10 protein-coding genes and 1 pseudogene are annotated in these 12,610 nt (G+C 70.4%); all 11 read right to left on the bottom strand.

Translation table 11 applies throughout. The features are described 5' to 3' along the window. Positions 1-59 precede the first annotated feature (59 nt). Entirely contained in the window at positions 60-1,298 is a 1,239-nt protein-coding gene (gene glyA / locus M8J73_RS32685; protein ID WP_055538224.1) for a serine hydroxymethyltransferase, read from the bottom strand. A gap of 201 nt (positions 1,299-1,499) precedes the next feature. Then, positions 1,500-2,171 (bottom strand): arsenate reductase/protein-tyrosine-phosphatase family protein, encoded by a 672-nt coding sequence (locus M8J73_RS32680; RefSeq protein WP_055514842.1) that lies wholly within the window; start codon positions 2,169-2,171, stop codon positions 1,500-1,502. Continuing rightward, positions 2,168-2,815, bottom strand: coding sequence for an L-threonylcarbamoyladenylate synthase (locus tag M8J73_RS32675; protein ID WP_055514844.1), 648 nt, complete (start codon positions 2,813-2,815; stop codon positions 2,168-2,170). Before M8J73_RS32675 ends, M8J73_RS32680 begins: the two co-directional genes overlap by 4 nt. Before the next feature lie 53 nt (positions 2,816-2,868). Continuing rightward, entirely contained in the window at positions 2,869-3,708 is an 840-nt protein-coding gene (gene prmC, locus M8J73_RS32670; protein ID WP_055514846.1) for a peptide chain release factor N(5)-glutamine methyltransferase, read from the bottom strand. Positions 3,709-3,788: 80 nt separating this feature from the next. Then, on the bottom strand, positions 3,789-4,865 hold the full coding sequence (gene prfA / locus M8J73_RS32665) for a peptide chain release factor 1 (RefSeq protein ID WP_055538225.1): 1,077 nt from the start codon (positions 4,863-4,865) through the stop codon (positions 3,789-3,791). A gap of 101 nt (positions 4,866-4,966) precedes the next feature. Beyond that, positions 4,967-5,188, bottom strand: coding sequence for a 50S ribosomal protein L31 (gene rpmE / locus M8J73_RS32660; RefSeq protein WP_055514850.1), 222 nt, complete (start codon positions 5,186-5,188; stop codon positions 4,967-4,969). A gap of 234 nt (positions 5,189-5,422) precedes the next feature. Then, a complete protein-coding gene (locus M8J73_RS32655) occupies positions 5,423-6,565 on the bottom strand; it encodes an LCP family protein (RefSeq protein WP_055538226.1) in 1,143 nt (380 codons plus the stop codon). Positions 6,566-6,777: 212 nt separating this feature from the next. After that, positions 6,778-8,532, bottom strand: a complete 1,755-nt coding sequence (locus M8J73_RS32650; protein ID WP_107423947.1) for a trypsin-like serine protease — start codon at positions 8,530-8,532, stop codon at positions 6,778-6,780. A 152-nt stretch (positions 8,533-8,684) separates the two neighbouring features. Beyond that, a complete protein-coding gene (gene rho / locus M8J73_RS32645; RefSeq protein WP_055538227.1) occupies positions 8,685-10,706 on the bottom strand; it encodes a transcription termination factor Rho in 2,022 nt (673 codons plus the stop codon). A gap of 407 nt (positions 10,707-11,113) precedes the next feature. Further along, entirely contained in the window at positions 11,114-12,067 is a 954-nt protein-coding gene (gene thrB / locus M8J73_RS32640) for a homoserine kinase (RefSeq protein WP_055538228.1), read from the bottom strand. Between the two features lie 360 nt (positions 12,068-12,427). Next, positions 12,428-12,610: pseudogene (locus M8J73_RS32635) on the bottom strand (threonine synthase); the annotation flags it as partial.

The raw sequence follows: 12,610 nt of genomic DNA, 5'->3' as shown, positions 1-12,610 counted from the left end.
TTCCGGGTAGCGACGATGGTTGCACGTGATGCTGTGCGACGTGGTGCGTCTACCCCACCTCAGCGCGGATACGGCGGAAATCTTCCGGCCAGGTCCCGTACTTCTTCACGCGTCCGCTTGCCGTCGCCGCCGTCCCTGAGCGCCCGTGTGAAGAGCCCGGCGAGGTGTGTCATCTCCGCCTCGCGCATGCCCTGCGTGGTCAGCGCCGCCGTGCCGAGCCGCAGGCCACGGGCGTCGCCGTGCGGCAGCGCACAGCAGTCCAGCACGATCCCGGCCGCCGCGAGCCGGCCGCGGGCGGTGCGGCCGTCGACCCCGAGCGGCGCGGGATCGACGGCGAGGAGATGGGTGTCCGTGCCGCCGGTCACCACGACGAGCCCCTCGCGGGCGAGGCCCTCGGCCAGGACGCGGGCGTTGGCGACCACCTGATGGGCGTACCCGGTGAACGCCGGTGTTGCCGCCTCCCCGAACGCGACGGCCTTCGCGGCGATGGAGTGCATCTGTGCCCCGCCCTGGGTGAAGGGGAACACCGCCCGGTCCACCCGCTCGGCCAGCTCGCTCCCGCACAGCAGCATCCCGCCGCGCGGCCCCCGCAGCACCTTGTGTGTGGTGGCGCACACGATGTCCGCGTACGGCACCGGATTGGGCGCCGCTCCCCCGGCCACCAGCCCGATGGGGTGGGCGGCGTCGGCGATCAGGAAGGCCCCGACCTCGTCGGCGACCTCGCGGAAGAACGCGTAGTCGAGATGACGGGGGTAGGAGATCGAGCCGCACACGATGGCCTTGGGGCGGCGCGTACGGGCGAGGGTGCGCACCTGTTCGCGGTCGATGAGGCCCGACTCGGCCTCGACGCCGTAGCCGACGAAGTCGAACCAGCGGCCGGAGAAGTTCGCCGGCGACCCGTGGGTGAGGTGGCCGCCGAAGTGCAGGCCCATCGCCAGCACGGTGTCACCTGGGCGCAGGAGGGCCGCGTAGGCCGCCAGGACGGCCGAGGAGCCCGAGTGGGCCTGGACGTTGGCGTGTTCGGCGCCGAACAGCGCCTTGGCCCGCTCCACGGCGAGCCGCTCGGCGACGTCGACCATCTCGCAGCCCCCGTGGTAGCGGGTGCCCGGGTAGCCCTCCGCGTACTTGTTGGCCAGCGGCGACCCGAGGGCCGCGAGCACCGCGGGCGAGGTGAAGTTCTCGGCGGCGACGAGCTGGAGCGTCGTCGACTGCCGGTCGAGCTCGCCGAGGAGGATGTCGGCCAGTTCGGGGTCCTGCCGTCGCAGGACATCGGCCTCGAGGACAGGGGTGACCGACATGGTGGGCTCCGGGCGACGTGTTTTTCGGCGGCTCACCTCCGGGGCGCTCAAGTCGCCGTCGAGAGCTCGACCGTGCTCAGCCCTTCGGGCCTCCGCGCGCTCGACCTCTCGACACCGACGCGCCCCTTCGGCTCACTCGCCGTGATGACGTACGACCAATGTAGGCCCGTGTGTCCGGGGACGCCCGGTGTCGTCCCCCGCTTACGCCCGGGCGGGCACCCCCGTCAGCGCGGTCACCACCGGATCCAGCGCCTGGTGTATCTCGTCGCCCACCGAGCGGAAGAACGGCAGCGGGGCGCCGTACGGGTCATGGACCTCGTCCGCGTCGGCCGTGGGGGCGAGGAGCCACCCGCGTAGAGCGGCGGCGGCACGCACCAGCGCACGGGCCCGTACGACCATGCCCTCCTCCAGCGGCGGCAGGGTGGCCGGGTCTATCGCCCGGACGAGGCGGGTGAACTCCTTCAGGGTGAAGGTGCGCAGTCCCGCCGAGTGGCCCATCGAGATGACCTGGGCCCGGTGGTCGCGGGTGGCGGTCAGCACGAGGTCCGCCATGATCACATGCTCGTCCAGCAGTTCCCGCCCGGTGAAGCCGGAGGCGTCCGCGCCGAAGTCGGCGAGGACGGCCTCCGCGTTGGCCTCCATGGGCGCGCCCTCGTGTCCCCAGGTCCCGGCGCTCTCGACGATCAGTCCGCCGCCCAGCGGGTCCCCGAGCCGGTCCGCCAGGGCATGGCGGGTCAGCCGCTCGGTGATCGGCGAGCGGCACACGTTGCCGGTGCTGACGTGGAGGATGCGGAAGGTGTCACGCGGCAGACCCGTGAAGGTCCGTGTCTCTTCCCCGTCCCATATGCCACGCCCCGCGTCAGGGGCCGTCAATTCGCCACCTCGAGGTCGGGTACGACCTTGCGCAGCTCCTCCGCCGACAGGGCGCCCGCACGCAGCAGCACCGGCACCTTGCCCGTGACGTCGACGATGGACGACGGCACGTTCCCGGGGGTGGGGCCGCCGTCGAGGTAGACGGAGACGGAGTCGCCCAGCATCGCCTCGGCGGCGTCACAGTTCTCCGGCGCCGGGTGGCCGGTCAGGTTCGCCGAGGAGACGGCCATGGGGCCGACCTCGGTGAGCAGCTCGATGGCGACGGGGTGCAGCGGCATCCGGACGGCGACCGTGCCGCGGGTGTCGCCGAGGTCCCACTGGAGCGACGGCTGGTGCTTGGCGACGAGGGTGAGCGCGCCCGGCCAGAAGGCGTCGACGAGCTCCCAGGCCATCTCGGAGAAGTCGGTCACGAGGCCGTGCAGGGTGTTCGGGGAGCCGATGAGGACGGGGGTGGGCATGTTGCGGCCCCGGCCCTTGGCCTCCAGCAGGTCGGCGACGGCCTCCGAGGTGAAGGCGTCGGCGCCGATGCCGTAGACGGTGTCCGTGGGCAGCACCACGAGCTCGCCCCGGCGGACGGCGGACGCGGCCTCACGCAGACCGGTGGCGCGGTCGGTCGCGTCGTTGGTGTCGTATCGCCGTGCCATCTAGCGGGCCTCCTCGTACACGTACTGCTGGGGGGTGGTGGGGGGCGTGCTCATCAGGGCAGCGCCTTGCGGGCGGTCGCGAACCGCGGCCGGTTGTTGAGGTCCGGGTGGTCGGCCGCGTCGGCCCAGCCCCGTTCCTCGGTGAAGATCCACGGCACCTGGCCGCCCTGGGTGTCGGCGTGCTCGACGACGACGACACCTCCGGGGCGCAGCAGCCGGTGCGCGGTGCGTTCGAGGCCGCGGATCAGATCCAGGCCGTCCTCCCCCGAGAACAGGGCGAGTTCGGGATCGTAGTCGCGGGCCTCCGGTGCCACGTACTCCCACTCGGTGAGCGGGATGTACGGCGGGTTGGAGATGACCAGGTCGACCTGGCCGTCGAGGTCGCGGAAGGCGTCGAGGGCGTTGCCCTGGCGCAGGTCGACCCGGGAGCCCGCCACGTTCTTGCGGGTCCACACGAGGGCGTCCTCGGACAGCTCCACGGCGTGCACGCGGGAGCGCGGCACCTCCTGGGCGAGGGCGAGCGCGATGGCGCCCGAGCCGGTGCACAGGTCGACGATGCAGGGCTCGACGACGTCCATCGCGCGGACGGCGTCTATGGCCCACCCGACGACGGACTCGGTCTCCGGGCGGGGCACGAACACCCCTGGGCCCACCTGCAGTTCGAGGTAGCGGAAGTAGGCGCGTCCGGTGATGTGCTGGAGCGGCTCACGCTGCTCGCGCCGCGCGATGACCTCCCAGTACCGGGCGTCGAAGTCGGAGTCCTTGACGGTGTGCAGCTCGCCCCGCTTCACGCCGTGCACGAACGCGGCGAGTTCCTCCGCGTCGTTGCGCGGCGAGGGCACGCCGGCGTCGGCCAGGCGCTGGGTGGCCTGGGCCACTTCCGCGAGCAGCACGCCGCGGGGGTTTGGGGGTCGCCCCCCAAGATGATGCTGCACGCAAGTCCTCCGGTCGTGCTCGTCGTACTCGTACGGGCCTACGCGGCTGCCAGCTTCGCTGCCGAGTCCGCGTCGACGCATGCCTGGATCACCGCGTCGAGGTCGCCGTCCAGGACCTGGTCCAGGTTGTACGCCTTGAAGCCGACGCGGTGGTCCGAGATGCGGTTCTCCGGGAAGTTGTACGTGCGGATCTTCTCGGAGCGGTCGACGGTGCGGACCTGGCTGCGGCGGGCGTCGGCGGCCTCCTTCTCCGCCTCCTCCTGTGCCGCGGCGAGCAGCCTGGAGCGCAGGATACGCATCGCCTGCTCCTTGTTCTGCAGCTGGCTCTTCTCGTTCTGGCAGGAGGCGACGACTCCGGTGGGAATGTGCGTGATGCGCACGGCGGAGTCGGTGGTGTTGACGGACTGCCCGCCGGGCCCGGAGGACCGGTAGACGTCGATGCGGAGGTCGTTCGGGTTGATCTCGACGTCGATCTCCTCGGCCTCCGGGGTCACGAGGACACCGGCGGCGGAGGTGTGGATACGGCCCTGGGACTCGGTGGCGGGGACGCGCTGGACGCGGTGCACACCGCCCTCGTACTTCAGCCGGGCCCAGACGCCCTGGCCGGGCTCGGTGGCGCCCTGGCCGCCCTTGGTCTTCACGGCGACCTGGACGTCCTTGTAGCCGCCCAGCTCGGACTCGGTGGCGTCGATGATCTCGGTCTTCCAGCCGACGCGCTCGGCGTACCGCAGGTACATGCGCAGGAGGTCACCGGCGAACAGGGCGGACTCGTCGCCGCCGGCGCCGGCCTTGATCTCCAGGATGACGTCCTTGTCGTCGCTGGGGTCGCGCGGGACGAGCAGGAGGCGCAGCTTCTCCGTCAGCTCCTCGCGCTGCTTCTCCAGCTCCTTGACCTCGGCGGCGAAGTCCGGGTCGTCCGCGGCGAACTCGCGGGCCGTCTCGATGTCGTCACCGGTCTGCCTCCAGGAGCGGTACGTGCCGACGATCGGGGTCAGCTCCGCGTACCGCTTGTTCAGCTTGCGCGCGTTGGCCTGGTCGGCGTGGACCGACGGGTCGGCGAGCTTCTTCTCCAGGTCGGCGTGTTCCCCGACCAGTTCCTGGACCGCCTCGAACATCTCCGGCTCCCTGTACGACGTGATAAGTGGGCTGCACCGCAAAGCGCCGGTCCCCGGAAGCCCCCGGACGGGGGGCACCTAGGACCGGCGCTGTGGGCTCGCTACTTCTTGGCAGCGGCAGCCTTGCCGAAGCGGGCCTCGAAGCGGGCCACGCGGCCACCGGTGTCGAGGATCTTCTGCTTGCCCGTGTAGAACGGGTGGCACTCGGAGCAGACCTCGGCACGGATGGTGCCGCTCTCGATCGTGCTACGGGTGGTGAACGACGCGCCACAGGTGCAGCTGACCTGCGTCTCGACGTACTGGGGGTGGATGTCGCGCTTCAAGGTGTCTCCTAGTTTCGGGAGGGCGCCGGGTCGCTGCCGCGGGATGCGAGAGCGTGAACCGGAGCCGACGTACCAGTCTGCCAGGACTGGCCGCATCTCCCAAAACCAGGGGGTGCGGCCATGTATTCCCGGGGGTGTCTGCTGTGTGGGAGTGTGCGCCCGTGGGGGTGCCTCGTGATCGCCGTGGGCGGCTGCGGGGCCGTGGGGGCCGGTCGCGCGGTTCCCCGCGCCCCTTCAGTGCCCGGCGGTGACGACGTCTCCCGCCGTTCCCGTCGCCGTGCCCTTCGTCGCCGACTTCGGGATGGGCTTGTCGGCCTTCAGGGCGGCCCACACCCGCTTCGACTTCGCCTCGTCGACCAGGACGCGGTTGGGGTCGGCGGGGTCGTACTGGACCGGCATGGTGACCATGGTCATGTTCTTGGCGCCGATGCCCTTGAGGCCGCCCGCGAAGGAGGCCAGGTCCTTGACGTCGTCGAGGTCGGAGTCGGTGGTGACGGCGTCCGTGGCGGTGTCGGCGAGGTCGTAGAGCTTCTTCGGGTTGCTGAAGACGCCGACCTCCTTGACCTGCTCCAGGAGCGCCTTGATGAACGCCTGCTGGAGCTGGATGCGGCCGAGGTCGGAGCCGTCGCCGACGCCGTGCCGGGTGCGGACCAGTCCGAGGGCCTGCTTGCCGGTGAGGGTGTGCTCGCCGGCCTTGAGGTTCAGATGGCTGTCGGGGTCCTTGATGTCCTTGGTCGTGGTGATGTCGACCCCGCCGAGGACGTTGATGAGCTTCTCGAAGCCCGCGAAGTCGACCTCGATGTAGTGATCCATGCGGATGCCGGTCATGGACTCGACTGTCTTCACCGCGCACGCGGCGCCACCGGTGGAGTACGCCGAGTTGAACATCGCCAGCCGCGCCGCCGGGTACGTCTTGCCGTGCGTGTCGGTGCACTCGGGCCGCTCCACCAGGGTGTCCCGGGGTATGGAGACCACGCTGGCCTTCTTGTGGCCCTGGTAGACGTGCACGATCATCGCGGTGTCGGAGCGGGCGCTGCCGTCGTCGACGCCGCCGCCCAGCTTCTTGTTGCTGCCGGAGCGGGTGTCGGAGCCGAGGACCAGGATGTCCTGGGAGCCGTTGTCGACGTCGAGGGGCCGGTCGGTGCCGAGGGCCTGGTTGATGTCGACGCTCTTGATGTTGCCGTTGAGCTTGAAGTACAGGTAGCCGACTCCGGTGCCGCCCAGAACCAGGACGCCGGCGGCGGTCCAGAGGACGGCGAGCGCCGCCCTGCTGTGTCCGTCGCGCGGTGTGCGGCGGCGGCCCTTGGGCGCGCGATGGCGGCCGGCGGTGCCGGACGCGTCCTGTGTGGCGGGATCCAGTGTGCTCTCGGCGGACATGCGCTCCTCGTCCTCTTTCCCGGTCGGTTACCCCCTGCGCTCAGGCCCAGGCCTGCTTGGGTCGGATGTGGCCGTACCGCTCATGGTCACTCCGATCGGTCAGACGGAGTAATTCGGGAAAGGGTTGCACAACGAACGGTGCCCATCGCGCAAAGAGCGATGGGCACCGGGTGTGCCGGATGAGCCCGGTGGGACCGGGCTCACCTGGTGTTTCAGCCGAGCAGGTCGTACTGGGCGTAGCTGGTTCCGACGGAGACCCGTGTGCCGAAGATCTCGGTCGTGGCCTTCGAGGTGCCCTTGTAGAGGTACAGCGTGCCGCCGCTGGTGCGGGCCAGCAGGTCCGCGCGACCGTCGCCGCTCACGTCACCGGGAGTGATGAGCGTGTTGTACGAGCTCCAGTCGGAGCGGACCTTGATCTTGGTGGCGAAGGCGCCCGTACCGGCCTTGCCGGTGCCCTTGAACAGGTAGATGTTCGAGCCGGTCTTGGTGCGTGCGATCAGGTCGGCCTTGCCGTCACCGGTGAAGTCGCCGTGACCGAGCACCGCGTTGTACGTGTTCCAGCCCGTGCTCACCTGGACGCGGGTGTCGAAGGTGCCGTTGCCCTTGCCCGGGTAGATCCACAGGGCGCCCGCCGAGTCGACCGAGAGCAGGTCGGGCAGGGCGTCGCCGGTGACGTCGCCGGGGGTGATGATCCGGGTCCGGGTCGCCCAGTTGTCGAAGATCTGCGTGGTCGTCCAGGTGCTCGACGACGCCGTGCGCCGCCGCCAGAAGACATCGCCGTCGGAGGCGCGGCGCAGGACGTAGTCCTGGTAGCCGTCCCGGTTCAGGTCGGTCTGCTGGACCAGGTTGTAGCCCGTCCAGCTGCCCTCGGCGGTCAGCGCCTTGCGGTCGGCGAGGCTGGAGCCGGAGGAGGCGCGGACGTAGCCCGAGCCGGTCTCCTTGTTGCGCAGGAAGACGTCGGCCTTGCCGTCCCGGCTGATGTCGGTGTCGTCGACGCGCGGGTAGGCGGCGCCCACGTACTTGCTGACCTTCGCGAAGACCGGGTACGCGCCCTTCGCCACGCAGTCCACGACGCCCCACGAGACGACACCGATGATCTTGCCGCCCACGACGAGCGGGCCTCCGGAGTCGCCGTTGCAGCTGGCGGTGGTGGTGGCGTCGGAGCCGCCGGCGGGCTTGCCCGCGCAGAACATGTTCCCCTTGACGAAGTAGGGGTCCCAGGTGTTCCCGCAGGTCGTGTCACTGACCACGGGCAGCGTCGCCGTCTTCAGCTTCTCCGAGATGTCGTCGCTGGTGGAGCTGGTACGACCCCAGCCGTAGACCTTCGCGCTGGTGCCCGCCGCGTACGAGGACGTGTCGGTCGACGTCGTCATCCTGATCGGCTTGGCGGTGACCGGTTTGGCCAGCGTGAGGACGGCGACGTCGTTGTTGATCGTGTCCTCGTTGTACGAGGAGTGGTTCCACTGGCGGGACACCTTCGTGGGCTCGCCGCCGTGGTAGTCCATGTCCACCAGGTTGCCGTCGCTGTCGTAGACGGCCGTGGGCAGCTGGTCCGTACCGGTGACGACGGAACCCCACTTGGCCCAGTCGTAGTGGTTCTTGTCGACGCAGTGGGCCGCGGTGAGGATCTTCGTCGGCGAGACGACCGAGCCGCCGCAGAAGAAGCCGAAGTCCGCGGTCTCGTCGTAGTACCAGAGCTGCGCCATCCAGGGCGCCGCGCCGATGGTGGTCTCGGAACCACCGATGATCTTGGCGTCCGGCTTCAGGCCTTCCGCGTCGCTGCTCGACGACTCGTCCGTCGACGGCGAGGGCTTCGCCGTCGTCTCACCGACGGTGTCGTCCGCCGCCATCGCGTTCGCGATCCGCACGTCCAGCTCGTCGCTCCCCGACGAGCCGGCTCCGTTGGCCGCACCGGCCGATGACAGGAGCAGCGCCCCGGCTATCGCGGTGGCGACAGCTCCGGACATAGGTATGGCCACTCAAGTCCCCCCTGAGAACTCAAGAATCAAAACAAGACAGAAGAAGAACCGTGATCGTACACGTGTCCCATACAAAGACCGGGGCCACCCTCACGAAGGAGGGTGGCCCCGGTTCTGCTCTGTCGTGGACTACCGGTCGGCTAGTCGCCGTTGCCCGGCGTCGGCGTCGTCTTCTGAATCTGCATCAGGAACTCGACGTTCGACTTCGTCTGCTTCATCTTGTCCAGCAACAGCTCGATGGCCTGCTGCTGGTCCAGCGCGTGCAGCACCCGGCGCAGCTTCCAGACGACCGCCAGCTCCTCGTTGCCGAGCAGGATCTCCTCCTTGCGGGTACCGGACGCGTCCACGTCCACCGCGGGGAAGATGCGCTTGTCGGCGAGCTTCCGGTCGAGCTTGAGCTCCATGTTGCCGGTGCCCTTGAACTCCTCGAAGATCACCTCGTCCATGCGGGACCCGGTGTCCACCAGGGCGGTGGCGAGGATGGTCAGCGAGCCGCCGTCCTCGATGTTGCGGGCCGCACCGAAGAAGCGCTTCGGCGGGTACAGGGCGGTCGAGTCGACACCACCGGACAGGATGCGGCCGGAGGCCGGCGCGGCCAGGTTGTACGCACGGCCCAGACGCGTGATCGAGTCGAGCAGCACGACGACGTCGTGGCCCAGCTCCACCAGGCGCTTGGCGCGCTCGATGGCGAGCTCGGCGACCGTGGTGTGGTCCTCGGCCGGACGGTCGAAGGTCGAGGAGATGACCTCGCCCTTGACCGACCGCTGCATGTCGGTGACCTCTTCCGGACGCTCGTCGACGAGGACGACCATCAGGTGGCACTCGGGGTTGTTGTGCGTGATCGCGTTGGCGATCGCCTGCATGATCATGGTCTTGCCGGTCTTCGGCGGGGCCACGATCAGACCGCGCTGGCCCTTACCGATCGGCGACACGAGGTCGATGATGCGGGTGGTGAGCACGCCAGGGTCCGTCTCCAGACGGAGGCGGTCCTGCGGGTACAGCGGCGTCAGCTTGTTGAACTCCGGGCGGCCGCGGCCGTGTTCGGGCGCCATGCCGTTGACGGAGTCCAGGCGGACCAGCGCGTTGAACTTCTCGCGGCGCTCGCCCTCCTTGGGCTGACGGACCGCACCGGTGATGTGGTCGCCCTTGCGCAGGCCGTTCTTGCGGACCTGGGCGAGGGAGACGTACACGTCGTTCGGGCCCGGCAGGTAGCCGGAGGTGCGGATGAACGCGTAGTTGTCGAGGATGTCCAGGATGCCCGCGACGGGGATCAGGACGTCGTCCTCGGCGAGCTGCGGCTCGGCCGCGCCCATGTCGTCACGGCCGCGACGGCCACGACGGTCGCGGTAGCGGCCGCGACGGCCACGGCGGCCGCCCGCCTCATCGTCGTAGCCGTCGTCCTGAGGACCGTTGTCGCGCTGGCGGTCCTGGCGGCCGCCGCTCTGCTGCTGGCCCTGCTGCTGGCCGCGGTCGCGCTGCTGCTGACCGCCGCCCTGCTGCTCGTCGCCCTTGCCCCGGCGGTCGCCGCGGTCACGGTCGCGGCCACGCTCACGGCGGTCACGGCGGCCCTGGCGGCCGTCGGCGTCGGCGGCGTCGCCCTTGGCCTCGGCCTGCGGCTGGGCCGGCGTCTCGGCCTTGGGCTCGGCCTTCGCCTCGGCGGTGACCGTCTCGGGGCTGCCCGCGTCGGCGGTGGCCCGACGACGGCGGCGCTCGGTGGGCGCCTCGTCCCCGCCGGCCGGCTGGCCGGGGATCTCGATCTGCTGCTGGGCGACGGCCTTCTCGGTCTTGTCGACCTTCTCGGCGGGCGCCTCGGCCTTCTTGGCGGCCTTCTCGGCCGGGGCGGCGTCCTCGCCCGTGCGTGCCTTCGAGGTGGTCCGGCGCTTGGGCTTGGTCTCGGTGGCGGCCTCGGCCTTGGGAGCCGCGGCACCCCCGCCCGCCTGCGCCTCCTTGATGACCTCGATCAGCTGGCTCTTGCGCATGCGCGCGGTGCCCCTGATGCCGAGGCCGGATGCGACCTGCTGCAGCTCGGCCAGCACCATGCCCTCGAGGCCGGTGCCGCGGCGCCGCCTGGAGCCGGCACCGCTGGCAGGCGCGGCGTCCGTGGCGGGCGCGGCAGCGGTCTCCTCGACACGTGCGCCCATCAGATCGGTGGTGTCGCTCACGAAGGGTCCTTCCCTGGAGCGGACGTCGGCCTTCTGGCTCGGCGACCGGTTGTGCTGTCCGGCTTCGGCCCTGTTCGGGTGGACCGTGCCGGGGCGGTGGTCCGCCAAAGCGGCGGAGGAAAATTTGCTGGTGATTCGGCGCTTGCGGGGCCGTGGCACTCGGTGTCTGTGTCACGCGGCTCGGTCACGCCGGTTCCGGAGCCTGCTCGGCAGACCGCTCAGTGCCTGCGTACGGCGTACAGCTTGACGTACGAAGCACAGTGCGGCTTGGGAGACTCCCGGAAGAATGGTTGTCCCGGACGGGGACGATAAGCACCATGCCATGGCTGGGGCAGGTGCAGACTTGAGGTTAACACTACCGGATCCAACAAACATTCCCCCTCTCGAAATCCGGCAACCGTACGCCCCTATGCGTCGCCGCTGTCGGCGCCGTTCTCGGCGACGGTGGTGGTGAGCGGCAGGACGCACGCCCCTCGGGCGTCGAGATCCAGCCGGTTGGCGGCCCATTCCGCGCCCGCGAGGTGGGCCACCTTGTCGGCGCTGGCCTCGTCGGCCAGGGCCAGGACCGTGGGTCCGGCGCCGGAGATGACCGCCGGGACGCCGTCGGCCCGCAGTCGCTCGACCAGGGCCGCGCTCTCCGGCATGGCGGGCGCCCGGTACTCCTGGTGCAGCCGGTCCTCGGTGGCGGGCAGCAGCAGCTCGGGACGCCTGGTCAGGGCCTCCACGAGCAGGGCGGCACGGCCGGCGTTGGTGGCGGCGTCGACGTGCGGGACGGTGCGCGGGAGCAGTCCGCGCGCCGTCTCGGTGAGCACGGGCTTCCCGGGGACGAAAACCACCGGAACGATGGAATCGGCGGGATCCATCCTGATGGCCCGCGCGGAGCCGCCCTCCATCCAGGAGAGCGTGAAGCCGCCGAGGAGGCAGGCCGCGACGTTGTCGGGGTGGCCCTCGATCTCGGTGGCGAGTTCCAGCAGGGCGGCGTCGTCGAGCCGGTTCTCCCCACCTATGGTCACGGCGCGGGCGGCGACGATGCCGGCGCAGATGGCGGCGGAGGAGGAGCCGAGGCCGCGGCCGTGCGGGATGCGGTTGGCACAGACGATCTCCAGGCCCCGCGGCTGGCCGCCCAGCAGGTCGAAGGCGGTGCGCAGGGAGCGGACGAGCAGATGCCGCTCGTCGCGCGGGAGCGTCTCGCTGCCCTCCCCCGCGATGTCGACGTGCAGGCCGGAGTCGGCCACCCGGACGACCACGTCGTCGTAGAGCCCCAGCGACAGGCCGAGGGCGTCGAAGCCCGGGCCGAGGTTGGCGCTGGTGGCGGGGACGCGCACCCGTACGGCGGCGGCGCGGAACGCTGGACCGGCCATCGCTCGATGACTCTCCTTGAGCTGCGTGATGGGCGATTGTCGAATGACATTCGATGACGTACGCGGGAACCCGGCGGCCGTCGGAGGACGGCGCGGCGCCGCACCCTTGCGGGGCATATGCAGCGGGCGGGTTCGGTACAGCCTATCGAAGGTGGGTTCTGTGGCGACATAGGGCGCACAGGAGGCGCACGATGCGTGTCGTAAGCCCCCTGTGCACCCCCTGTCGGGTCCTGTCAGGGTTATCCCCCGGGAAACGGCGTCTACGCGCGACTCACTGGCCGTTTCGAACCGTTGCCCGGACGGCTAGTGCCGTGACCGGACAGGTTCACCGGCTCGCGACAAACCTTTCCGGTCACGGCACTAGGCGAGGCCGAGGCGCTCGGCCGCCGTGGCCGCGTCGACGGGGACGGTGACGGGCTGCGGGGCGCCCGCGACGGCCCAGTCGGGGTCCTTCAGGCCGTTACCGGTGACCGTGCAGACGATGGTCTGGCCCGGGTCGACCTGGCCGTTCTCGGCGGCCTTGAGCAGACCGGCCACGGACGC

This window comes from Streptomyces neyagawaensis, assembly GCF_023516595.1.
GTDB lineage: Bacteria > Actinomycetota > Actinomycetes > Streptomycetales > Streptomycetaceae > Streptomyces > Streptomyces neyagawaensis.
Note: the sequence above shows the minus strand (reverse complement) of the source record. Positions and strands in the feature narration are given on the sequence as shown.

What these genes read in the sequence shown, in the direction of transcription:
- M8J73_RS32675 (WP_055514844.1), bottom strand. Translation starts at nt 2,815, where the DNA reads ATGGCACGGCGATACGACACCAACGACGCGACCGACCGCGCCACCGGT.
- glyA (WP_055538224.1), bottom strand. Translation starts at nt 1,298, where the DNA reads ATGTCGGTCACCCCTGTCCTCGAGGCCGATGTCCTGCGACGGCAGGAC.
- M8J73_RS32655 (WP_055538226.1), bottom strand. Translation starts at nt 6,565, where the DNA reads ATGTCCGCCGAGAGCACACTGGATCCCGCCACACAGGACGCGTCCGGC.
- M8J73_RS32650 (WP_107423947.1), bottom strand. Translation starts at nt 8,532, where the DNA reads ATGTCCGGAGCTGTCGCCACCGCGATAGCCGGGGCGCTGCTCCTGTCA.
- thrB (WP_055538228.1), bottom strand. Translation starts at nt 12,067, where the DNA reads ATGGCCGGTCCAGCGTTCCGCGCCGCCGCCGTACGGGTGCGCGTCCCC.
- prfA (WP_055538225.1), bottom strand. Translation starts at nt 4,865, where the DNA reads ATGTTCGAGGCGGTCCAGGAACTGGTCGGGGAACACGCCGACCTGGAG.